General features: G+C 61.1%; 21 protein-coding genes and 1 pseudogene. 14 read left to right on the top strand and 8 right to left on the bottom strand.

The genetic code is table 11. The features are described from left to right. Window positions 1-108 precede the first annotated feature (108 nt). The 7 genes from ACYZUC_RS16995 (at window position 109) to ACYZUC_RS16965 (ending at window position 7753) form a co-directional block, all read left to right on the top strand. On the top strand, window positions 109-1176 hold the full coding sequence (locus ACYZUC_RS16995; protein WP_461989393.1) for a DUF2333 family protein: 1068 nt from the start codon (window positions 109-111) through the stop codon (window positions 1174-1176). Between the two features lie 3 nt (window positions 1177-1179). Then, window positions 1180-1737 (top strand): NUDIX hydrolase, encoded by a 558-nt coding sequence (locus ACYZUC_RS16990; protein WP_461989392.1) that lies wholly within the window; start codon window positions 1180-1182, stop codon window positions 1735-1737. 290 nt (window positions 1738-2027) lie between these two features. Further along, window positions 2028-2399: a translation initiation factor Sui1 gene (locus tag ACYZUC_RS16985; RefSeq protein ID WP_008031278.1), complete on the top strand. Its 372-nt coding sequence runs from the start codon at window positions 2028-2030 to the stop codon at window positions 2397-2399. Between the two features lie 217 nt (window positions 2400-2616). Beyond that, the gene (gene speA, locus ACYZUC_RS16980) at window positions 2617-4530 is read left to right on the top strand and encodes an arginine decarboxylase (protein WP_461989391.1); all 1914 of its coding nucleotides are present in this window, start codon (window positions 2617-2619) and stop codon (window positions 4528-4530) included. Between the two features lie 233 nt (window positions 4531-4763). Then, on the top strand, window positions 4764-6080 hold the full coding sequence (locus ACYZUC_RS16975) for a contractile injection system protein, VgrG/Pvc8 family (protein ID WP_461989390.1): 1317 nt from the start codon (window positions 4764-4766) through the stop codon (window positions 6078-6080). Next, window positions 6077-6859 carry a DUF4123 domain-containing protein gene (locus ACYZUC_RS16970; RefSeq protein ID WP_461989389.1) on the top strand — a complete coding sequence of 261 codons (783 nt, stop codon included), beginning with the start codon at window positions 6077-6079 and terminating at the stop codon, window positions 6857-6859. The genes ACYZUC_RS16975 and ACYZUC_RS16970 overlap by 4 nt, the downstream gene beginning before the upstream one ends. Before the next feature lie 18 nt (window positions 6860-6877). After that, entirely contained in the window at window positions 6878-7753 is an 876-nt protein-coding gene (locus ACYZUC_RS16965) for an alpha/beta hydrolase (RefSeq protein ID WP_461989388.1), read from the top strand. On the opposite strand, the gene ACYZUC_RS16960 is transcribed toward ACYZUC_RS16965, so the two are convergent. Then, entirely contained in the window at window positions 7747-9096 is a 1350-nt protein-coding gene (locus ACYZUC_RS16960; protein ID WP_461989387.1) for an MATE family efflux transporter, read from the bottom strand. The two genes, ACYZUC_RS16965 and ACYZUC_RS16960, sit on opposite strands and share 7 nt — an antisense overlap. A 161-nt stretch (window positions 9097-9257) precedes the next feature. Then, a complete protein-coding gene (locus ACYZUC_RS16955; RefSeq protein ID WP_461989386.1) occupies window positions 9258-9551 on the bottom strand; it encodes a hypothetical protein in 294 nt (97 codons plus the stop codon). A gap of 242 nt (window positions 9552-9793) precedes the next feature. Here ACYZUC_RS16955 and ACYZUC_RS16950 point away from each other — a divergent pair, with 242 nt between their 5' ends. From ACYZUC_RS16950 to ACYZUC_RS16935, 4 genes are read left to right on the top strand one after another with little or no spacing between them, the layout of a single operon-like run. After that, the gene (locus ACYZUC_RS16950) at window positions 9794-10096 is read left to right on the top strand and encodes a MazG-like family protein (protein WP_280162855.1); all 303 of its coding nucleotides are present in this window, start codon (window positions 9794-9796) and stop codon (window positions 10094-10096) included. Beyond that, entirely contained in the window at window positions 10096-10845 is a 750-nt protein-coding gene (locus ACYZUC_RS16945; RefSeq protein WP_008038741.1) for a methyltransferase domain-containing protein, read from the top strand. The genes ACYZUC_RS16950 and ACYZUC_RS16945 overlap by 1 nt, the downstream gene beginning before the upstream one ends. A 12-nt stretch (window positions 10846-10857) precedes the next feature. Beyond that, the gene (locus tag ACYZUC_RS16940; RefSeq protein WP_461989385.1) at window positions 10858-11472 is read left to right on the top strand and encodes a DUF4136 domain-containing protein; all 615 of its coding nucleotides are present in this window, start codon (window positions 10858-10860) and stop codon (window positions 11470-11472) included. Between the two features lie 54 nt (window positions 11473-11526). Continuing rightward, window positions 11527-12084, top strand: coding sequence for a DUF4136 domain-containing protein (locus ACYZUC_RS16935; protein WP_461989384.1), 558 nt, complete (start codon window positions 11527-11529; stop codon window positions 12082-12084). Between the two features lie 78 nt (window positions 12085-12162). Here the strand turns inward: ACYZUC_RS16935 and ACYZUC_RS16930 are convergent, their stop codons facing one another. The 4 genes from ACYZUC_RS16930 to ACYZUC_RS16915 form a co-directional block, all read right to left on the bottom strand. Then, window positions 12163-14148 (bottom strand): sensor histidine kinase, encoded by a 1986-nt coding sequence (locus tag ACYZUC_RS16930; protein WP_461989383.1) that lies wholly within the window; start codon window positions 14146-14148, stop codon window positions 12163-12165. Continuing rightward, entirely contained in the window at window positions 14145-14282 is a 138-nt protein-coding gene (locus ACYZUC_RS16925; RefSeq protein ID WP_461989382.1) for a hypothetical protein, read from the bottom strand. Before ACYZUC_RS16925 ends, ACYZUC_RS16930 begins: the two co-directional genes overlap by 4 nt. A gap of 115 nt (window positions 14283-14397) precedes the next feature. Beyond that, window positions 14398-15252: a MaoC family dehydratase gene (locus ACYZUC_RS16920; protein ID WP_461989381.1), complete on the bottom strand. Its 855-nt coding sequence runs from the start codon at window positions 15250-15252 to the stop codon at window positions 14398-14400. 2 nt (window positions 15253-15254) lie between these two features. Further along, the gene (locus ACYZUC_RS16915; protein ID WP_461989380.1) at window positions 15255-16607 is read right to left on the bottom strand and encodes a 3-oxoacyl-ACP reductase; all 1353 of its coding nucleotides are present in this window, start codon (window positions 16605-16607) and stop codon (window positions 15255-15257) included. Between the two features lie 263 nt (window positions 16608-16870). Here ACYZUC_RS16915 and ACYZUC_RS16910 point away from each other — a divergent pair, with 263 nt between their 5' ends. Beyond that, window positions 16871-18148 carry an acetyl-CoA C-acetyltransferase gene (locus ACYZUC_RS16910; protein ID WP_461989379.1) on the top strand — a complete coding sequence of 426 codons (1278 nt, stop codon included), beginning with the start codon at window positions 16871-16873 and terminating at the stop codon, window positions 18146-18148. 196 nt (window positions 18149-18344) lie between these two features. Beyond that, window positions 18345-19136 (top strand): AraC family transcriptional regulator, encoded by a 792-nt coding sequence (locus ACYZUC_RS16905; RefSeq protein ID WP_461989378.1) that lies wholly within the window; start codon window positions 18345-18347, stop codon window positions 19134-19136. Window positions 19137-19255: 119 nt separating this feature from the next. Here the strand turns inward: ACYZUC_RS16905 and ACYZUC_RS16900 are convergent, their stop codons facing one another. Continuing rightward, on the bottom strand, window positions 19256-19984 hold the full coding sequence (locus ACYZUC_RS16900; protein ID WP_371850912.1) for a methyl-accepting chemotaxis protein: 729 nt from the start codon (window positions 19982-19984) through the stop codon (window positions 19256-19258). A gap of 129 nt (window positions 19985-20113) precedes the next feature. Next, window positions 20114-21202 (bottom strand): annotated as a pseudogene (locus ACYZUC_RS16895) (cache domain-containing protein); the annotation flags it as partial. 445 nt (window positions 21203-21647) lie between these two features. On the opposite strand from ACYZUC_RS16895, the gene ACYZUC_RS16890 reads away from it, so the two are divergent. Then, window positions 21648-22541, top strand: a complete 894-nt coding sequence (locus tag ACYZUC_RS16890) for a PA4780 family RIO1-like protein kinase (protein ID WP_008031309.1) — start codon at window positions 21648-21650, stop codon at window positions 22539-22541. Window positions 22542-22664: the final 123 nt, after the last annotated feature.

Below are 22664 nucleotides of genomic sequence, written 5' to 3'. Positions count from 1 at the left end.
CCTGACGCTAATTTCTGCGGATAACCCAACGACGGGTGCCGGGCAAAGGCACGTTGTTGTATGGTTGTGGTCGAACCGATGAACTCAAGTGATTGAAAGGATATCGCCATGCTGGACTGGAAGAACCGCGCGGGCAGCGCGCCTGAACGTGCCGCTGAACCGAAATCGGCTACCCGCAGTTACATCGGTGGCCTTTTGTTCAGTCGGGCGCTGGCCACGCTGATCGGCCTCTATCTGATTGTGGCCATTGTGCTTGGCTGGTACTGGAGCCAGGAGCCGGCGCTGTTCCCGGTCCAACAGAATGCTCAAGTGGCGGCCGAGAAAGAAGGCAAGCAAATGGTCATCGGCTACACCACGGTCGAAACCCTCAAGACCGTCGCCGGCACCTTGCTGACCAAACCGGGCGGCTACATCTCCAACGACCGTTTCCCGCCGGGCCTGTGGATGGACAACACGCCGAGCTGGGAATATGGCGTGCTGGTCCAGGTCCGCGATCTGACGCGGGCGTTGCGTAAAGACTTCGCCCGTTCGCAGTCGCAATCGGCCGAAGACGCTGATCTGGCAAAAGCCGAACCGCGTTTCAACTTCGACAATAAAAGCTGGGTGCTGCCCTCCAGCGAATCCGAGTATCAGGAAGGTATCAATTCCCTGAGCCGCTATCAGGCACGTCTGTCCGACCCATTGCAGAAAAACGCGCTGTTTTATGCTCGCGCCGACAACCTGAACAACTGGCTGGGCGATGTGGGCACTCGTTTGGGTTCGCTGTCGCAACGCCTGTCGGCCAGCGTTGGCCGGGTCAAACTGAACACCGCGCTGAAGACCGAAGTGGTCGCGCCGGGTCAGGTGCCACAGGTTGACGAGGAAATCGTCGAAACTCCGTGGATGCAGATCGACAACGTGTTCTATGAAGCTCGCGGTCAGGCCTGGGCCTTGTCCCACTTACTGCGTGCCATCGAAGTCGACTTCGCCGATGTGCTGGCGAAGAAGAACGCGACCGTCAGCGTGCGCCAGATCATTCGTGAGCTGGAAGCGTCGCAGGAGCCGGTCTGGAGCCCGATGATTCTCAACGGTAGCGGCTTCGGCGTACTGGCCAACCACTCGCTGGTCATGGCCAATTACATTTCCCGGGCCAACGCCGCAGTGATCGATTTGCGTCAACTGCTCAATCAGGGCTGAGTCATGGTCGATAACGCCAGAGAGGCCGCCCATCGCGCGGCCTCGGATGCCGAACAGATCGCCTGGGTCGACGAGCAGGACAACCTGCTCGGCGCACTGGTCCGCTCGGACCTGCGCGAGCGCGGGCTGATCGGGCGCGGCACCTACATCATGCTGTTCAATTCGGCTGGGGAACTCTGCGTTCACCGGCGCACCCTGAGTAAAGCGATTTATCCGGGTTACTGGGACGTGGCGGCGGGGGGCATGGTGCTCGCCAGCGAAACCTACGCCGAATCGGCCGCCCGCGAGCTTGAAGAAGAGTTGGGCGTGAGCGGGGTGGAACTCACTGCCCATGATCATTTTTTCTTCGAAGACACCGGCAATCGTTTGTGGTGTTCGGCGTTTTCGGCGGTGTGGGACGGGCCGTTGACCCTGCAACCGGAAGAAGTGCTCGAAGCGCGCTTTTTGCCCATCGGTGACGTGCTTCGGGAAATCGATGAAAAGCCTTACTGCCCGGACTCTCTGGCCGCGTTGAAGCGCTATCTCCGGGCTCGTGGCGAGGACGTCGCAAAAGAGGCATAAATTGGCGCCGATTGGCTCTTAGCAAGTCGGCTTTTTGCCGTTACACTGCGCGACCTTTTCAAGCTGAACCGTATTGCTTTTCTGTAGGAGCGAGCTTGCTCGCGATGAACGCAATGACGACGCGTAGTTTCTGAACGCACGCGTTATCGTTGAAGTCCATCGCTGGCAAGCCAGCTCCTACAAAGGTTGTTTCGGTTCAGTAGCGCTGCCCCTGCCTGAGTGGGGCTTCGCGGTCGATGGCACTTGCCCAAGTGCCGCGACCAGTCTTTGTCCTCCCAAGAGGATTGCCGGTGGCCAAAAAAGCCGCATCCTTCGCCGCCCTTGGTGGCCTGGTATTTTCCACCGACGCAGGTCGTCATTGCCCGGATTGCAGTAAGCCGGTGGACGCCTGTATCTGCAAACAGACCGTTATCCCGGCCGGCGACGGCATCGCTCGCGTGCGTCGCGAAAGCAAGGGCCGTGGCGGCAAGACGGTGACCACCATCACCGGCGTGCCGTTGGCTGAAGACGCGCTCAAGGACCTGGCCACCACGTTGAAGAAACGCTGTGGCACCGGTGGGGCGTTGAAAGACGGAATCATTGAGATCCAGGGCGATCATGTCGAGCTGCTGTTGGGCGAGCTGATCAAACTCGGTTTCAAGGCAAAGAAGTCCGGCGGCTAGCAGCCTCTGTGAAAACCACCCTCGGCTTGACCCTGTCCTGATTTCTTCTGGTCTGGTGTCGTCTACATGGTTTTCACAGAGCCTGTTCTGACCGGTTTCTAAACTCACTGCGGTCAGCGAGGTCTATCCCCTCGTTGACGAACCGTCATTTTCATCCTTTAGACTGCGCCGGCCTGAACCCAGGCGACGCTCTATGACTTCTTTATAGGGGACTTCAATGTCCGTACGACGCACACGCAAAGACGATGGCAGCCAATGGACAGTTGCGGACAGCCGCAGTGTTTACGGGATTCGCCATTGGGGGGCCGGGTATTTCGCGATCAATGACGCCGGTCGCGTCGAGGTTCGTCCGAACGGTCCGGCCAGTTCGCCTATCGACCTGTTCGAGCAAGTCGACCAGCTGCGTAAAAGCGGCTTGTCCTTGCCGCTGCTGGTGCGTTTCCCGGACATTCTGCAAGACCGCGTGCGTCAGCTGACCGGTGCCTTCGATGCCAACATCGAGCGCCTGGAATACCAGAGCAAGTACACCGCGCTGTACCCGATCAAGGTGAACCAACAAGAAGCGGTGATCGAAAACATCATCGCCACCCAGGACGTGTCCATCGGCCTGGAAGCCGGCTCCAAACCTGAGCTGCTGGCCGTGCTGGCACTGGCGCCGAAGGGCGGCACCATCGTGTGCAACGGTTACAAGGACCGCGAGTTCATTCGACTGGCGCTGATGGGCCAGAAGCTTGGCCACAACGTGTTCATCGTGATCGAAAAAGAATCCGAAGTCGGCCTGGTGATCGAAGAAGCCGCCTCGCTGAAGGTCAAGCCGCAGGTCGGCTTGCGCGTACGCCTGTCGTCCCTGGCTTCGAGCAAGTGGGCGGACACCGGTGGCGAGAAATCCAAGTTCGGTCTGTCGGCGGCGCAACTGCTGTCGGTGGTCGAGCGTTTCCGCGCGGCGGGTCTGGACCAGGGCATTCGTCTGCTGCACTTCCACATGGGCTCGCAGATCGCCAACCTGGCGGACTACCAGCACGGTTTCAAGGAAGCGATTCGTTACTACGGCGAACTGCGCAACCTCGGCCTGCCGGTTGACCATATCGATGTCGGTGGCGGTCTGGGCGTCGACTACGACGGCACGCACTCGCGTAACGCCAGTTCGATCAACTACGACATGGACGATTACGCCGGTGTCGTGGTCGGGATGCTCAAGGAGTTCTGCGACGCGCAGAGCCTGCCGCACCCGAACATCTTCTCCGAAAGCGGCCGTTCCCTGACCGCGCACCACGCCATGCTGGTGGTGCAAGTCACCGACGTCGAGAAACACAACGACGACGTGCCGAAGATCGACAACAAGGAAGAGCTGCCGGAAACCGTGCAGTGGCTGGTTGACCTGCTCGGCCCGACCGACATCGAAATGGTCACCGAAACCTACTGGCGCGCCACCCACTACATGAGCGACGTGGCCACCCAGTACGCCGACGGCAAGCTGACCCTGGCGCAAAAAGCCCTGGCCGAGCAATGCTACTTCGCCGTGTGCCGTCGCCTGCACAACTCGTTGAAGGCGCGTCAGCGTTCGCACCGTCAGGTGCTCGACGAACTCAACGACAAGCTGGCCGACAAGTACATCTGCAACTTCTCGGTATTCCAGAGCCTGCCGGACACCTGGGCCATCGGCCAGGTCCTGCCGATCCTGCCGCTGCACCGTCTCGACGAAGAGCCGCTGCGCCGCGCGGTGCTGCAAGACCTGACCTGCGACTCCGACGGCAAGATCAAGCAATACGTCGACGAGCAGAGCATCGAGACCAGCCTGCCAGTGCACGCTCTGAATGAGGGCGAAGACTATCTGCTGGGGATCTTCCTGGTCGGCGCCTACCAGGAAATTCTTGGCGACATGCACAACCTGTTCGGTGACACCGACTCGGTGAACATCTACCAGAATGCCGACGGCAGCGTGTACCACGCGGGTATCGAAACCCACGACACCATCGAAGACATGTTGCGTTACGTGCATTTGTCGCCGGAAGAGCTGATGACCCACTACCGCGACAAGTGCGCCAGTGCGCGCATCACCGCGGCCGAGCGCACCCAGTTCCTCGACGCCCTGCGTCTGGGCCTGACCCGTTCGTCTTACCTGTCTTCCTGAGGTAAGTCGCCGTTCTCGCCAGGTTGTCTGAAAATGTTCCGCACGCTGCGGAAATTTCAGATGACCTGGTGCGGCGGTTCTCTTTTTTAAAGCGAAACGTCCCACACTCCCGGCTATCAAAGCCATATGGTCTTCTTTTCGCGTAGGCCATTTCCTAAGTTGTACTTCGGCACTCTACTCGGCCATGTCTCTCGGCGAGAATCCCCGGCCGCCCCTCCTGTAGAGAATCGCCGATGTTCGATCCAGTCAACGAACCTTCATTTCGTCTGGATGTAGCCGGTCTGCCCGACCCTTTCGAAGTCCTGGCCTTTACCGGTAGAGAAGCGATCAGCGAGCCCTTTGTGTTCGATGTGGATCTGCTGATCAATGACCCGATGCTGGACCTTGCGAACCTGCTGTACCGTCCGGCCGTGTTGCATTTCGGGCCAGAGGGCAGCACTTTCCATGGCCAACTGCATGAACTGGTGCAGCGTGACCATGGCCCGAGCGTCAGGCTTTGCCACGTGCGTCTGGGGCCGAAGCTGGCGTGCCTGTCCCAGCGTTTCAGCCAGCGGATTTTCAGTGCGTTGTCGGTGCCCGAGATCCTCAGCCAGGTGCTCAAGGAACACGGCATTACCGGCAAGGACCGACGCTTTGAATTGACTGGCGATTACCTGCCCCGTGATTTCTGCACGCAGTATCGGGAATCGGATTTGCAGTTTCTCCAGCGGCTGTGCGCCCAGGAACGCCTTCACTACCATTTCGAACATCAGTCCGACGGGCATTGCGTGGTTTTCGGTGACGGCCACGGGCATTTTCGCCTTGGCGAAAACGCGGTGTTCGCGGTCGGGCAAGCTTCCCCTGCGGTGCGCCGGTTTCAGCTTCAGGCAGAGCAACGCACCGCGCAAAGTGCCGAAGGTTGCACGGACCTGCCGACGCTGCGCAGCGGTCAGTTGATGCCCTTGTCTGGCCATCCGGTCGCCGATTGGAATCATTTGTGGTTGCTGACCCATGTCGACCATCAGGGCAGTCAGGATCCATTGGCCCCGTACAGCAACCAGTTCCGCGCAATTCACTGGGAGTTGCCTTTCGTCTCGTCGCATTGCGCGGTGAAACCACGGATGCACAGCCTGCAACGAGCCTGGGTGGTCGACGTCGATGAACCACGGCCTGATCCCTCCAGACCGATTGCCGTGCAGTTTGACTGGCTCTATCAGGGCGAAGGCGCGACGCCCAGTCATTGTTGGCTGCCGCTGGCGGCTGAGCTGGATGGGCCGACGGCCTCGCCGCTGAGCGAAGGGACCGAAGTGGTGGTGAGCTTTATCGAGGGCGATCCGGATCAGCCGCTGATTTGCGGGTTTCTTCACGCGCCGTCGTCGCTCGAAGAGGTCGAGGAGCCCAGCCCGCCTGAGGATGGATCACCCCAAGACGGCTTGCTGGAACTCCTGCGCTCGGGCGAGCCCTTGGTGTTGTTGTGTCTGTTGCCCGGCGGCGGCAGCTTCAGTCACTGCCCACAGGCGCTTTGCACCTGCCGGGCGGCGACGCTGTTTGGCCAGAGCGGTGCGGCATGATTGGCGCAACCCCGCAATGGCTGTTGCTGGATGTCCCGAGTGCAGCTCAAGCGAGCGCAACACTGCAACAGGCGTTCGCGCAGGCCCAGTGGTTCTGGTTGTTCGAGGGCACCGAACTGCAGGCGTTGCGCGAAGACGGCCCGGTGCTCATCGACCTTCGAACGTGCCCGGTACTGGCCGAGTTGTGCTACAGCCAAACGCAGGTCTGGCGTGGCTTGCTGATCGTCAGCGAGGTTTCGTCCTCACCGTTGCTGGAGCATTTGCGCCGCATGCTCATCGTCTCTTGCGGGCTGCACCATCGGGCCTTGTTGAGTTATTACAACCCGAACACGGCCAGTTACTTTTTCGATGCCTGCGATGCCCGGGAACTGAGTCGTTGGTTGGGCCCGATCAGCCAGTTGCACTGGTTCGGTGGGACGTGGGCCGATCACGCGATCGGCAGCGAGGGCTGGCAGCAGTTGCTCAACCCGGGGCTCGCCGTCAGCCCGCTGGCGGACGAAGAAAACCTCAGCCCTCTACAGCGCGAAACCCTGCAAACCTGCCTGCTGGAGCAGCATGCCTGGCACTGGAGCCAATCCATCGGGGCCGATTACAGCCGCCTATGGGCCCATGTGCAGGAAGGGCTGGCGCTGGGTTTCAGCGAGCGGCCGGTACTCGATGGCTGGTTATGGCTACGCTTGCAGTACCCCCGCGCTTCGCTGGTGCCGCCGTTGTCCGGGCTGACCCAGCAGGAGCGTCTCGATAACCTGCGCAATCGGTGGCTGAACGATCAACCCTGAACACGAGGTTCTGCATTGATGACGAGCACCCTGCGGCGACTGTTCAGCCTGGCAATCGGCGGGTGCCTGCTGTTCGCGATGACGGCGTGCTCTCCGCTGAAGTTGCTGAATGCCCTGACGCCCGACGGGAGTTTCGACAAGACCGAGGGCATTGCCTACGGTGCTGATCCGCGACAAAAACTCGATGTGTATGTGCCTCGCCATGCCATGGAAAACGCGCCCGTGGTGGTGTTTTTCTATGGCGGCAGCTGGAACAGCGGTTCGCGCAGCGATTACGGGTTTGTCGGCGAGGCTTTGGCGTCTCGGGGGATTGTCGCGGTGCTGGCGGACTATCGGTTGTATCCACAGGTGCGTTATCCACTGTTCCTGGAGGATGGCGCACGAGCGGTCGCCTGGACGCACGAATACATTCGGCAGTTTTCCGGGAACCCGCAGCGGTTGTACCTGATGGGTCACAGTTCCGGGGCGTACAACGCCGCGATGCTGGCGCTGGACCCCGGCCTGCTCGGCGCGGTGGGCCTTTCGCCGCACAATCTCAGCGGCTGGATCGGTCTGGCCGGGCCGTATGATTTTCTGCCGATCAAGAATCCGGACGTGCGCCCGGTTTTTTTCTGGCCGGATTCACCGCCGCAGTCGCAGCCGATCAATCACGTCAGTCCCGGCGCGCCGCCGGCCTTGTTGATGGCCGCGACGGACGACGATCTGGTCAACCCGACGCGCAACACCGGCGGGCTGGCGCGCAAGTTGCGCGAGGCGGGCGTGCCGGTGCAGGACCTGTACTTTTCGCGTCCCGGCCACGCCACTCTGGTGGCGACGTTGTCACGCCCGATGCGCGGTCTGGCGCCGGTATTGGAGCAGATCGTGGCGTTTGTGATGGCAACGCCGGGTCAGTGAGCCCGGCCGCTGAACCAACCGTCGTTGTTGCGCAGAAACCAGGCAATCACACCGAGGGTCAGGCTGCGCAGCACCATGAATAGCAAAAAGGTTATCCACAGCCCGTGGTTGCCAAAGCCTTGCAGCACCCAGGCGAATGGCAGCAGCAGGATTACGGTCAACAGCATGCCGTTGCGCATCTCCCGGGCGCGGGTTGCGCCGATGAACAGCCCGTCGAGCAAATAGCTCCAGACCGCGATCAACGGCAGGGCGGCGAGGTAGGGCAGGTAGATGAGCGCCGTGTCGCGTACGTTCTGAATGTCGGTCTGCATCTCGATGAACAAGTGCCCCGCAAACAGGAACAACACGGCAAACCCCAGGCTCGCCAACAGCGACCATCCGCAAGCGACGACCAATGAGCGACGCAGGGTGTCCCGGTCGCGGGCGCCAATCGCGTGCCCGCACAGCGCTTCCACGGCATGGGCCAACCCGTCGAGCGCGTGGGCCGTCAGCAGCAAACCATTGAGCAGCAAAGCGTTGGCGGCGACCGTGGCGTCACCCAGCCGCGCACCTTGTACGGTGATCAGGAAAAACACCGATTGCAGCAACAGGCTGCGGATGAAGATGTCGCGATTGACGGCCAGGAGCGGTCGCCAACTCTGCCACAGCGCCAGTGCGGCCCAGGCGATGTGACCGGGGTAGGCACGCAGTGCCTTGCGGGTCATCAGCAGACCGATCAGCGCGCCGGTCCATTCGGCGATCACCGAGGCCCGGGCCGCACCGACCACGCCCCATTCCAGACCGAGGACGAACCACAGGTTCAGCGCAATGTTGACCAGGTTGGTACTCAGCAAAATCGCCAGCGGCGCCCGGGCGTTTTGCGTGCCGAGGAACCAGCCGACCAGCGCGTAACTGGCCAGTGCCGCAGGCAGACCGAACAATCGAGTGTGGAAGAATTCGCGGGTCAGTTGATCCAGTTCCGCCGAAGGTTGCATGAAGTGCAGCGCGACACCGCTCAACGGAATGCCCAGCGCACCCAAGGCAATGGACAGCCCCATGGCCAGCAACAGGCCTTGCAACAGGATCTGCCGTAACGCTGCGCCATCCCCGCGTCCGGCAGCCTGGGCGGCGAACCCGGTGGAACCCATGCGCAGAAAGCCCATGGCCCAGGCGAGAAACGTGTACAGACTGGCCCCGACCGCGACGGCGCCCAACTGATGGGCGTGGGGCAAGTGGCCGATCACCGTACTGTCGACCAGCGCCACCAGCGGCACGGAAATGTTCGAAAGAATCATGGGCGCGGCGAGCGCCCAGACCCGGCGATGGGTCGGTCGGTCGCGCCAGTCGGCAATCAGGTTGGACATGCAGGCTCCTTGGGGAGCGGGCATTGTAGCGATACATCCGGCATCTGCGCCGATCCATTATGGGAGCGAGCCTGCTCGCGAATGCGGCGGGTCAGTAAACATTTTTATCACCTGACACACCGCCTTCGCGAGCAGGCTCACTCCCACAGGGAACTGAGTTGTTAATGAATTATCCAGCTAAGCAACCACAACCCCAGCAGTAACCAGATGATCCCCATGATGATCGACGCATTCATGAACGCCCGGATCGCCGACCACAACAGCATCAGCCCCAGGACCAGCGCGATGATGCTGACGATCGACGTGTCCATGCCCAGCGCGCGGGACAACCCTTCGACGAAGTTACTGCCGGCGTTGCTCAACAGATTGAACAGGCCGGCGAGGGCGTCAACGATAAAGCGGATGACCGAGCCAAGCGCCTGGCCGAGCCATTCGAAAAAACTGTCTACCTGCATGTCGTTAACGTCCTGATGTAAGTGGTTGAGCCTTGGGCCATTGATCGCATTGGGGAGTTCCCTGCAAGCATAGTGGCTGCATCTTACCTGTGGGAGTGAGCCTGCTCGCGATAGCAGTTTGTCAGCCAACATCAATGTTGAACCCCAGTCCGCTATCGCGAGCAGGCTCACTCCCACAATAAATCTACCCACTTGCCATCCCCGGCCATCCCCCCGAAGCTATACGCCTACAGGAGAGCCCGATGAACCTTGTTGAACTGACCGAACGCCTGCACGCCATCCGTGACCGCAATGACTGGCGGCAATTTCACAGCCCGAAAAACCTGACGATGGCCGCGAGCGTGGAAATGTCCGAGCTGGTGGAGATCTTCCAGTGGTTGACCGAAGATCAGTCGCGCCAGTTGCCGGCGGACAAACTCGCCCATGCCGGGCAGGAAGTCGGCGACATCGTGCTCTATCTACTGCTGCTGTGCAGCGAGTTGGGGTTGGACATGAATGAAGTGGTGCGCAGCAAACTCGCGGACAGTGAACGGAGGTTCAGCTGATGAGCGACCGTCATTTCGATCAACTGGCGACCCGCTTCGCCGAAAAGATTTACGGTGGCGCCAAAGGTGCGATCCGTCTGGCGGTGCTTCAGGCCGACCTGGCGGAAACCCTGCCGGACCGCCCCTTGCGCGTACTCGACATCGGCGCCGGCCTGGGTCACATGTCGTTGTGGCTGGCCCAGCGCGGGCATGACGTGACACTGGCCGAACCTGCCGAGCCCATGCTTGAAGGGGCGCGCCAGCGCTTTGCCGATGCAGGCCAGACGGCCACTTTTATTCAGGCGCCGTGGCAGGACCTGCTCGGTCAGCTCACCGAACCCTACGACCTGGTGCTGTGCCATGCCGTACTGGAATGGCTGGCCGAGCCCCACGCGATTCTGCCGGTACTGCATCAGTTGACGAAGCAGGACGGCTGGTTGTCCCTGGCGTTTTACAACCGCGATGCACTGATCTACCGCAACCTGCTCAAGGGTCACTTCCGCAAAATGCGCAAGAACGACATGGCCGGCGAAAAGCAGAGCCTGACGCCGCAACAGCCCCTTGATCCGCGTGAATTGGCGGTGCAACTTGAAGGTCTGTGGCAGGTCGAAACCCAGAGTGGGGTTCGTGTTTTTCACGACTACATGCCAGTGGAATTTCAGGCCCGCGCCGAACTGGTGGACTTGCTCGAAATGGAGCTGGCCCACCGGCGTCACCCAAGTTTTGCCGGGCTTGGGCGCTACCTGCACTGGATCTGTCGGCCGGTCTGATCGGAGCGCGAAATGAAACGTCGTACCGGGTTATTGATGATCTGTCTGGGATTGGCTGCCTGCCAGGGCAGCAACCCTTATGTGGCGACGTCCAACCCCTTGCCGCCGGCGCCGCCCGAGGCTGCCAACACGTTCGACCACAGCGCCTATCCAGCCCCGCCGCGTGACTATGGCCGCTACCGCAGTTGGGCCTGGCTCAATGGGCAACTGCCGCCGGGTTCGGCGTGGGCGGACTCGGCGCAAGTCGCCGAAGCCGTGAGCAACGCACTCGATCAGCGCGGCTTGCGCCCGCTGCACGACAATCGCCCGGCGGACCTGTTCATCAGCGCCAATCTGCATCTGGAAACCCGCTTGCGGCAGGTTCAGGACGACTACGGTTACTACGGCGGCGGGTATGGCGGCTACAACCGCTACGGCAGCGGTTATGGCATGTACAACACGGTGCCGATCGTTCGCACCTATTCGGAACAGGTCGTGGTGGTGCAGGTGGAGATGTTCGATGCTCAAAGCGGCCAACCCGTCTGGAGTTCGAGCGCCGAAACCAGCAACAAAGGCAGCCAGAGTGCACGTTCCGATGCCATTCGGGAGGCTGTGGAAAAGGCCATGTCGGCGTATCCTCCTAGTTAGCTTCTGTAAAAAAGAAGCGTTTCACAGGTTCATGTCTTCAATCGGAGAATCATCATGTTCCGCCGTCTCGTTTTACTGGCAGTGGCCGCGCTCCTGACAGCCTGCGCCGCCAACCAGGTCAATCATGACTTCGACGCCAGCCGCGATTTTGCCGCCTATCGCAGCTGGAGCTGGAAAGACCCCGCCCTGCAATATCGCCCCGATGACCCACGGATCAAGAGCGACCTGACCGAACAGCGCATCCGCCAATCGGTGGCCGATCAGCTGGACCAGCGTGGCCTGCGCCCGGCCGCTGCGGGCAAAAATGGCGATGTGAGTGTGCAAACCTACCTGATCATCGAAGACCGTCAGCAACAAGTGACCACCAACTACGGCGGCGCTTGGGGTAACCCGTGGAATGGCTACTGGGGCGGGCCGATGTACAACGAAACCCGCAACGTCAGCTACAAAGTGGCGATCATCCAGATCGACCTGCTCGACGGCAAGGACGGCAAACTGGTGTGGCGCGGCAGTGACGAACAAATCCTCAGCCGCACGCCGAACCCGTCGGACCGCAGCACAGCGATACGTGAGACGGTCGGGCGGATTCTCGCCAATTACCCACCCAAATAAACCTGTAGGAGCCGGCTTGCCGGCTCCTACAGGAGTTTTGTTGTCTGGACTGGCGGTTGGCGGCCAGCAAGACAAAGCCTATCGGGTGATCCGATTGTCCACTGCAATCGGCAACTCGATACAGAACCGTGCTCCCTCCGCCGAGTTGCTCGCACGCAGTGTTCCACCCATGTTCTCGACGATGCCAACGCTCACCGACAACCCCAGCCCGGTACCCACGCCCACCGGCTTGGTGGTGAAAAACGGTTCGAAGATCCGCTCCAGCAACCGCGGATCGATACCGCCACCGTTGTCCTCTACCCACAGCCGCACTGAATGCTCGTCACGCTCGGCGTGCACTGAAATCCACGGTTTGAAATCCCCATCCGTTTCACATTTGCTCAGCAATGCATCCCGCGCGTTGACCATCAGGTTAATCAGCACCTGTTCCAGCTGATCGACATAACCACGCACCTGAACCTGAAAACCGGTCTCGCTGACCCTGAGCTCGACGCCTTTGCCTCGCAACTCATCGGCCAGCAGCGACAGCGTACCCCCGATGGCGTCAACCGGATTGAAGGGGTGCTGCTCGGCCTCCGAGCGGCGGCCGAATACCCGCATGTGATCCACCACCCGCGCCGCACGCTGGACCTGGGTATCGATGCGGTTGAGTTTGTCGATCAGGTAGTCGACCTGCACTTCACCGTTGTCCAGGCGCTTGAGCACGTTGGCGATGGCCAGACGCATCACGTTCAGCGGCTGGCTGATTTCATGCGCCAGGCCCGTGGCCATTTCACCCAGGGTGGCCATTTTCGCGCTCTGGGCCGTCGCGGCGTCCTGTTGCTGGTTTTTGATGTCGCTGATGTCGAGCATGAAACCCACCAGCCGCCGGTCTTTGCCGACGCCCATGGCTTGGCCTTGCAGGCGATACCAGGTCGGTGTGTCGGGGTGATGCAGGCGCACGCAGAGCAATAGAGGTGTGCCGTCGTCCTGCAAGTCTTGCAGGCGACTGCGCAGCGCTTTGCGGTCGGCAGGGTGAACCTGCTCGAGCCAGGCGTGCAGGGGCATGCGTGTGCTGATCAGGTTCAGTGTGTTGGCCAGCGACGACGCCAATTGCACCTCGGCGCTGTCGCTGAAGACTTCCCACCATCCGCTGCCGAGCAAGGCTTGCAGCGATTCCAGTCGCTCCAGTTGCAGATGGTGCTGATGCTCGCGCAAACGCTCCAGCAATGGCCCGGCGAGCGCGGCGGCGAGCTGCAACCAGTCGCGTTCTCCGACATCGGGTGCACGTTGTTGCACTGGGTAAAAACCACAGAGCAACCACGCGACCACGCCTTGCGCATCGTGGTAAGGCACCGCGAACCCTTCGGCATTACCGAAGAGGCTGTGCAGGCGCGGGTGCTCGCCGAGGGTCAAATGCTGCGGGGCGGAGCCGTTCAAACTGTCGAGCCCGGTACCCAGGCGTTGACCGTTTTGCCACAGCCGGGGCGCATCAAAGGCCGCGTAATGTTGGTGTATCTGCCAGCCGTCTTCCTGTTCATCCAGCAACGCCACGGCCATGCACGGGATTTGAAAACGCCGCGCCAGATGTTGCAGTTGTTCCAACAGTATGTCAGGCAGGCGCGCCAGGCTGCACAGGCGTAGCTGGTCGCCGATCTGTGTCGCGAGTAACTGGCAGAGTTCGCGGCTGCGCGCTTGCCGGCGTTCGTACAACAAATCGCCGATGTCCAGTAACTGCAACAGCCAGGCATCGGCCAACGGCTGGACCCAGCCGCGCAGGTGCAGGGGTTGCCCGCTGAGGCTGTAAAAGTCCAGATCAAGACTTTGTCCTTGCCAGTCTGCCGGTGTGCCTTCGACAGCGAGGCTGCTGTGCGGCATGAGGTAATCGTGTAGAAGCGGCGCCTGCGCGGCAGGGTGCTGCTGGGCCAGGCCATGGCGTAGCGGGCCGGCCAGATGAATGACCCGGCCTTCGGCATCCAGGCGCATCTGCAAGCCGACACCTGGCGTGCTCAGGGTCTTGGGGATTTCCGGTGGCGGCGGATGACGGTTGAGCAAGCGCCCGAACAGCTTGTCCCCGGAACTCAAAATTGCACGCTCGAACGGGCGATGGCGTCGGTGGCGGCATCGAAATACAGCGCGGCGGGAATCCTGTCCAGTTGCCGGCTCCGATCCGTGGTGGCTACGGCACTTTTTTGCTTGCGGGAGAGGTTCGTTTGCATGAGTGCGTCTACCCTGACTATCACTATGTAATGTCAGCATAGAATCATTCAGCCAAAACGGACGTTTTTTACCGGATGCAGAGCTTTGCTCTACTGATCTGGTTGATGCGGACCGTCAGGTAACCGGTTGCCAGTGCCCGACCATGTGCTCCAGATCCCCGGCACCCACCAACTGAAAATCTCCACTGGACCCCGCCGCACTGGCTAGCAACGTCACCTCGCCGGGCAGGCGTACCGGCTTGCGAAACTGCACGGCAATCTCGACGTTCGCCGTGGGCAAATGATCGGTAAGCGCAGCCAGCGTTCGTGCCTTGTTCCATAACCCATGGGCAATGGCCGTCGGGAAGCCGAACAGTTTTGCGCTCATCGCACTCAGGTGAATCGGGTTGTAGTCGCCGGACACTTTGGCGTATTGCCGACCGATGTCCGCCGGTGCTTTCCAGCGGGTGACTTCGCTCAACAGCAGCGTCGGGGTCAGCACTTCCTCGACCGGTTCGCCTTCGAGTTTGACCCCGCGACAGAGCATCCGGCTTTCAGCCTCCCACAACGGCCCCAACTGATCATCAAGCGTTGTCAGCAGATCGAACGTCGCGCCCTTCGCATGGGGTTGCAGATTCTGCACCTGCACGCTGATGCGCGCGCGGTTCACGCCGCCCATGGGCCGCAAGACGCGAATGCGGTTGCTCAGGTGAATCAACCCCAGCAGCGGAAACGGAAAATCCCTGGCGGTCAGCAGTTGCATCTGCAGCGCGAACGCCAGGATGTGTGGATAAGTCGGCGGCAACAAACCGTTGTCGGCAAACCCGCAAACGTTGCGATAGGCCGCCAGGCGTTTCGGGTCAACATCGACCCAGCAACGCAAACCCGAATCGGGCAGCGTGGTGCCGGTGATCTTGCGACGCGTAGCGGCCTGCACATACAACCCTGGCAGGCTCGGTTCGCGGTTGAGTGTGTGCCAATCGGTGATCATCGCTAAGCCCCCAAGACACTTTGTCCACAGACCCTCAGCGCTTGCCCGGTGAACGCGCCGGTGCCAGGTTGCGCCAGCCAGGCAACCGCTTCGGCAACGTCTTGCGGCAGGCCGCCCTGGCCCAGCGAACTCATGCGCCGGCCGGCCTCACGCAAGCCAAAGGGAATGTGTGCGGTCATTTGCGTCTCGATGAACCCCGGCGCCACCGCGTTGATGCTGATGCCGCGCTCATTGAGCAGCGGCGCCCAGGCTTGGGCCAGACCGATCAAACCCGCCTTGCTCGCCGCGTAATTGGTTTGCCCGCGATTGCCGGCGATGCCGCTGATGGACGCCAGCAGAATCACCCGGCCGTTATCGTGCAAGGTGCCGCTGTCGAGCAGAGCCTTGGTCAACACTTGCGGTGCATTGAGATTGACCGCGAGCACGGCGTCCCAGAATTCCGGGGTCATGTTGGCCAGGGTTTTATCGCGGGTGATACCGGCGTTGTGCACCACGATATCGACGCCGTCAGGCAACTGCTCGATCAACTGCGTGGCGGCGTCTTCGGCGCAGATGTCCAGGGTGATGCTGCGTCCGCCGAGGCGTGCGGCGAGGGCGTCGAGATCGGTTTTCGCCGGTGGCACGTCGAGCAGGATCACGTCGGCGCCGTCACGGGCCAGGGTTTCGGCAATCGATGCACCGATGCCGCGCGCCGCACCGGTGACCAGCGCCTTGCGTCCCGACAACGGACGCGTCCAGTCCGTCACGGGCGTGGCGCAGGGGTTCAGGTGAATCACTTGCCCGGAGACGAACGCACTTTTGGGCGAAAGGAAAAACCGCAGCGGGCCTTCCAGTTGATCCTCGGCGCCTTCGCCGACATGGATCAGTTGCAAGGTGCCGCCGCTGCGCAGTTCCTTGGCCAGCGAACGACTGAAGCCTTCCAGGGCTCGCTGAGCGCTGGCGGCAAACGGATCGCTCAACGTCTGCGGCGTACGCCCGAGAATGACCAGGTGCGCACAGTGATCGAGGTTTTTCATCAGCGGCTGAAAGAACTCGCGCAGTTGCTTGAGCTGATCGGTTTGCCCCAGATGACTGGCGTCGAACACCACCGCCTTGAGTTTCGGGCCGTGGCCGGGAATCCACGCGGTGGCGATCGAAGGTTCGCTGCCGTAGCTGTAAATCGCATCGGTCAGGCGGTTGGCGAAGGCGCTGACTTTTTCCGCCAGCGGCCCGCCGCCGATCAGCAGCGCCCCCTCGACAGGCCGAAGCCGGCCCGCCTGCCAACGCTCCAGCCGAACCGGCGACGGCAGCCCCAAGGCCCCGACCAGACGATGGCCGATGGATGAATTGGCGAAGTCGATATAGCGGTCAGACATGGAACGCGCTCCAGCAGCTGGGGTTCAAAGTGTGGACCACGAATGGCAATCAGTCGTTCGATCCACGAGATAAGGCCTACGCTTGGGCAATGCAGATTGGTTTTATCCCGGGATTTTTATGGCGCGATCCTTGTAGGAGCGAAGCTTGCTGGCGAAGGCGGTATATCAGCTACATGGATGTCGACTGACCCAACGCTTTCGCGAGCAAGCTTCGCTCCTACAGGGGTGGTGTTGGTATTTTGATTTTCATCAGGAGCTTTTTCATGACTCAGTTGCGCCGCGTCGCGATCATCGGCGGTAACCGGATTCCCTTCGCACGCTCCAACGGGCCGTACGCCACCGCGAGTAACCAGGCGATGCTCACCGCCGCACTCGAAGGCCTGATCGAGCGTTTCAACCTGCACGGTTTGCGCATGGGCGAAGTGGCGGCGGGCGCGGTGCTCAAGCATTCCCGGGACTTCAACCTGACCCGCGAATGCGTGCTCGGCTCGCGGCTGTCGCCGACCACTCCGGCCTATGACATACAGCAAGCTTGCGGCACCGGTCTGGAAGCGGCATTGCTGGTGGCCAATAAAATCGCCCTGGGCCAGATCGAGTGCGGCATTGCTGGCGGCGTCGACACCACGTCCGACGCGCCCATCGGCATCAACGAAGGTTTGCGCAAAATCCTCCTGCAAGCCAACCGCGCCAAGACCACTGCCGACAAACTGAAAACCTTTTTGCAGCTGCGACCGGGTCATCTCGTCCCGGAATTTCCGCGCAACGGCGAACCGCGCACCGGCCTGTCGATGGGCGAACACTGCGAACTGATGGCGCAGACCTGGAACATTGCGCGCGCCGAGCAGGATCAACTGGCGCTGGAAAGTCATCAGAAAATGGCGGCGTCGTACACCGAAGGCTGGCACAACGACTTGATGACGCCGTTCCTCGGCCTGAACCGCGACAACAACCTACGCTCGGACCTGACCCTGGAAAAACTCGCGTCGCTGAAACCGGCGTTCGAGAAAAGCGCCAAAGGCACGCTGACCGCCGGCAACTCGACGCCACTCACCGACGGCGCGTCGCTGGTACTGCTGGGCAGCGAAGAATGGGCGAAGGAACGGGGCTTGCCGATCCTTGCGTATTTGCGCGATGGCGAAGCGGCGGCGGTGGATTTCGTCAACGGTGCCGAAGGGCTGTTGATGGCGCCGGTGTACGCGGTGCCGCGTTTGCTGGCGCGCAATGGCCTGGCCTTGCAGGACTTCGATTACTACGAAATCCACGAAGCCTTCGCCGCGCAAGTGCTCTGCACCTTGAAGGCCTGGGAAGACCCTGAGTACTGCAAAACCCGTCTCGGCCTCGATGCCCCGCTGGGCTCCATCGACCGCAGCCGGCTCAACGTCAAAGGCAGCTCACTGGCGGCGGGGCATCCGTTTGCAGCGACGGGCGGGCGCATTGTCGCCAGCCTGGCCAAGTTGCTCGATGCCGCCGGAAAGGGCCGGGGGTTGATCTCGATTTGTGCGGCGGGCGGGCAAGGCGTCACCGCAATCATCGAACGCTGATTCGCTGGGGTGTACACCGAACCTGTAGGAGTGAGACCGGCTTGCCGGCGATGGCGGTGTATCAGTCGACAAATTCGTGACTGACACACCGCTATCGCGAGCAGGCTCGCTCCTACAGGGGATCACCGATATTGAATAGATGAGTGACATGGCCTAACGTCGCCTAATCAGCAATCTTGCGACACAAGGCCAGCCAATGCCGACTAACGGACAACAATCCCTCGAACGGACAATCCCGGCCCTGACCGTGTTGCCGCGTCCGTTGTACGCACGGGCAGAAAGCCTCAACGCCGGTTCGTGGACGCCGTCTCATCGCCACGACTGGGTGCAATTCTCCTACGCCATCAGCGGGGTCCTCGGTGTGCACACCGCCGAGGGCAGTTTTTTTGCGCCGCCGCAGTGGGGGATCTGGATTCCGGCGGACCTCGAACATCAGGTCGTGACCTCGATGCGCGCCGAGATGCGCAGCCTTTACGTGCGTCGCGAGGATTGCCAATGGGCGGACGGGCGTTGCCGGGTGCTGGAAGTGACGCCGCTGGCCCGGGAGCTGATCAAGAGTTTTTGTGCGTTGCCGGTGGAATATCCGCAGGGCGACAGCCCGGAGGCGCGGCTGGTGAATGTGCTGCTGGATCAACTGGCGAATTTGCCGGAGGTCGGTTTCTCGCTGCCCCTGCCGCGCCATGAACGCTTGCTGGGCTTGTGCAACGAATTGATCGAAAACCCGGAACGCAACGTGACCTTGCAGGAATGGGCACAACGATTGGGCACGTCGGAGAAGACCCTGATGCGCTTGTTCCAGCGTGAAACCGGATTGAGTTTTCGTGGCTGGCGGCAACGGATGCGGCTGCTGTCATCGTTGAGTTTGCTGGAGGAGGGGGACAGCGTGACGAATGCGGCGTTGGCGTGTGGGTATGACTCGACGTCGGCGTTTATTGCGGCGTTCAAGGGGTTGTTCGGGTTTACGCCGGGGGAGCTGTTCAGACAGTGACGGCCTCTTCGCGGGCAAGTCGGATCGCCGCACCGCTCGCTCCTACAAAAACAGCGCAAAACCCTGTAGGAGCGAGGCTTGCCCGCGAATGGCCGCGAAGCGGCCACCGGGATTCTGGATCAGGTACGGAAACGGCGAACCAACCCATCCAGCTCATTCGACAACCCGGCCAGGCTCTGCGAATCCAACCGCGCCGAGTTCGCCAGTTCTGCCACCAACTGCGCATCGCCATGAATCTGGCTGATGTGTCGATTGATGTCTTCGGCCACCTGATGCTGTTGTTCAGCCGCCGTGGCGATCTGGGTGTTCATGTCGCGGATCACGTCCACCGATTCACGAATCTGCCCGAAGCTGCTGCGCGCCTCACCGATGCGAGTCACCGATTGCTGCGACACTTCCAGGCTCGCATGCATCTGCTGAGTCACCTGGCTGGTGCGCTTGGCGAGGTTGCCAAGCAGGCCGTCGATTTCCGCCGTGGAGTCGGCGGTGCGCTTGGCCAAGGCCCGCACTTCGTCCGCCACCACCGCAAAACCGCGACCTTGTTCACCGGCCCGTGCGGCCTCGATGGCGGCGTTCAGCGCCAGCAGGTTGGTCTGTTCGGCGATTGAGCGAATGGTCCCGAGGATCGACTGAATGTCATTGCTGTCGCGCTCAAGTTGTTGCATCGACTGCGCCGACTGTTCGATTTCCTGGCTCAGGCGATCAACGCTGGTCACGGCCGCATCAATCTGTTGCTGACCTTCGCGTGCCTGGCGCTGGCCACTGTCGGCCGACTCGGCCGCCTGGCTGCACGAGCGCGCGACTTCGTTGGCGGTGGCGACCATTTCGTGGAACGCGGTCGACACCATGTCCACGGCTTCACGCTGACGTCCGGCCGCTTCGGCCATGTCGCTGGAGACCTGGGTCGAGCTCTTGGAGGTGGCGAGGATTTTGGTCGCGGCGCCGCCGATGCTTTGAATCAGGTTGCGAATCGCCGCCAGGAACTGGTTGAACCAGTTGGCCAGTTGCGCGGTTTCGTCGCTGCCACGGATTTGCAGGTTCTTGGTCAGGTCGCCTTCGCCCTGGGCGATGCCTTCCAGGCCGCTGGCCACGCTGCGGATCGGCCGCACGATGAGGCTGGCGAAACTGGCGCCGACGACGGCGAAGAGCACGGCCAGCACAGCGGCGATGATCGCGATCAGCCAGGTCAGTTGCGTGGCCGAGTTCATTACGTCGCTCTGCTTGATCAGGCCGATAAAGGTCCAGCCCAACTGCTCCGACGGCCAGACGTTGGCCATGTAGCGCTCGCCGTTCAGCTCGACTTCCACCAGCCCTTTACCGGCCTTGGCCAGTTGCGCATAGCCTTCGCCGAGGCTGCTCAATGCCTTGAAGTTGTGTTCCGGTTGCTTCGGATCCACCAGCACGGTGCCGGTGTTTTCCAGCAGCATCAGGTAGCCGGTCTCGCCGAGTTTGATCTGTTTGACGATTTCGGTGAGCTGCTTGAGCGTCACGTCGATGCTGACCACGCCGCCGTTGGTGCCCAACTTGTTGTCGATGGTGCGCACGGTGCTGACGTAGGTCGCGTCATCCTGGGCCCAGTAATAAGCCTCGGTACGGAACGGCTTGCCCGGCTTGGCCTGGGCGGCCTTGTACCATGGGCGCTGACGTGGGTCGTAGTTGCTCAGCTTGGCATCGTCTGGCCACGACACGTAACCGCCGGCGGCGGTGCCGAGGATGGCGTAGGCGTAGGACGGGTGACTGTTGCCGAGGTTCTGCAGGAGGCTGAAGACTTTTTTGTCCGCCTCGCCCTGAGGGATGCTTTCCGCGTTGGCCGCCATGTAGGTCTTGAGGCTGTCGTCGGAGTTCTTGATCAACGGCTGGTTCGCCAGGTAATCGACGTTCTGGCTGATGCCATCAAAGAACAGTTGCATGGCATTGCTGACCTGACGAATCTCGCGGCCACTGCCGTCGACGAAATTGTCCTTGGCATCACTGCGCAAGTTCAGCACAACGAGGGTGGCGACCAGCACCACCGGCAGGCAGGCGATGATTGCAAACGCCCACGTCAACTTCTGTTTGATGTTCATCCGCGCTCCAGATTTTCTTGTAGGCCCACGCAGTGCAGATGACTCGCGGAATTATTGGCAGCCGTAAACGTTTTTGTTGAACCCTATCCCTTGGGTGCGTCATCGTTTTTTGGTGGAACGATCGTCGGACAATTCACTTTGTTACTGATGACTTCGGCTGCGCAGGGCGGAAATTTAGGGTTGTTGAAAAAAATCCTGCGACGGAGAGGGATCGGTATGTCGGATTCTGTCGCAAATCCCCTCGCATCCCTTCTCCAACAAGTGCTGCCGGCTCGGCTATGATCCTTGGCGGTCGATGAACATCGGCGGGTTCGCCGGGTTTTTTCGGCACATTGTGTGCATCCGCAACGTTCATAGGTCGGTAACCCCTCCCCCGAATGAGTGGATTGCCGTATAACGAATGACTTTCGCGTGTTTGGTAATAAAGGACCCACAATAAAAGCTGATGAAGACTCCAAAACGCATTGAACCCCTGATCGAGGACGGTCTGGTCGACGAGGTGCTGCGCCCACTCATGAGTGGTAAAGAAGCAGCTGTTTATGTGGTGCGCTGCGGCAACGAGTTGCGTTGCGCGAAGGTCTACAAGGAGGCGAATAAACGCAGTTTCCGCCAGGCGTCCGAGTACCAGGAAGGTCGCAAGGTACGCAACAGCCGACAGGCTCGGGCGATGGCCAAGGGCTCCAAGTTCGGCAAGAAAGAAACCGAAGACGCTTGGCAGAACGCTGAAGTAGCGGCGCTGTTCCGTCTGGCCGGTGCGGGTGTGCGGGTTCCTCAGCCTTACGACTTCCTTGAAGGTGTGCTGCTGATGGAGCTGGTGGCCGACGAGTACGGCGATGCCGCGCCGCGTCTGAACGACGTGGTGCTGGAGCCGGACCAGGCGCGCGAATATCACGCGTTCCTGATCTCGCAGATCGTGCTGATGTTGTGTACCGGCCTGGTGCACGGTGACCTGTCCGAGTTCAACGTACTGTTGACGCCGACCGGCCCGGTCATCATTGACTTGCCGCAAGCGGTCGACGCGGCGGGCAACAACCACGCGTTCAGCATGCTGGAGCGTGACGTGGGCAACATGGCGTCCTACTTCGGGCGGTTTGCCCCGGAGTTGAAAAAGACCAAATACGCCAAGGAAATGTGGGCCTTGTACGAAGCCGGCACCTTGCACCCGGCCAGTGTCTTGACCGGCGAGTTCGACGAACCGGAAGAGTTGGCCGACGTTGGCGGGGTCATACGCGAAATCGAGGCGGCACGCCTGGATGAAGAACGCAAACAAGCGATACGCGCAGCAGATGATGCGCCACCGAGCAAAACCGAAGAACCGCCTCCACCGTGGATGCAGTGATCGGTTGACGAAAAACCCGGCTTCGGCCGGGTTTTTTGTTCGGGATGAAGACTCGGGACCGCGTCGTTTGGTTCGCGGGCAAGCCTCGCTCCTACAGGTTCAACGCTGTCCTTGTAGGAGCGA

Source organism: Pseudomonas sp. GT1P32, from assembly GCF_054897805.1.
This window is presented reverse-complemented; position numbering and strand designations above follow the sequence as displayed.